General features: G+C 54.8%; 1 protein-coding gene. It reads left to right on the forward strand.

All coding sequences use genetic code 11. The features are described from left to right. Positions 1–315: M24 family metallopeptidase (locus MRBLMA1_RS16705; RefSeq protein WP_363738256.1), on the forward strand; the 315-nt coding region annotated here is incomplete at its 5' end. Positions 316–513 lie beyond the last annotated feature (198 nt).

Genomic DNA, 513 nt, shown 5'->3' on the forward strand with positions numbered 1-513 from the left:
TTCGGGCTGCAATATGCGCATGGCATCGGCGTTGGCCTGTGGGAACAGCCGCTGATCAGCCGCTATCACTCGATCGAACACCCGATCACGATCGAGGAAGGGATGGTCTTTGCGATCGAGACCTACTGGCCTTCCGAAGACGGAACGACCGCGGCCCGGATCGAGGAAGAGATCCATGTCACGAAGGATGGTCCGCGGCTTCTGACGAAGTTTCCGGCGCAGGATCTGTTGGTGGCCGGGCAGCAATATTGGAACGGTCACAGCTTTGCCAAGGGCGTCAACGAGATCCAGTTGCCCGGCGGCGAGGTGATCTGATAGGTTTGGAGTGAAGTATCTGATTTGATGGATAGGTAATTAGAACAAAAAAGGATCTTGCAGGGCTGAGTTGCATATTATTATCGTCATAAAGGGGAATAATAATGAGGAAAGATCTTCGAATCCGGGCAACCTTGCTTTGTGCAGTTGCGGTTGGTGCGCTTGCCAGTCCTGCGTTGGCGCAGGATGCGCCGGCCG

Origin of the sequence: Sphingobium sp. LMA1-1-1.1, from assembly GCF_040676365.1 — a bacterium.
In the GTDB taxonomy this organism is placed as follows: domain Bacteria; phylum Pseudomonadota; class Alphaproteobacteria; order Sphingomonadales; family Sphingomonadaceae; genus Sphingobium.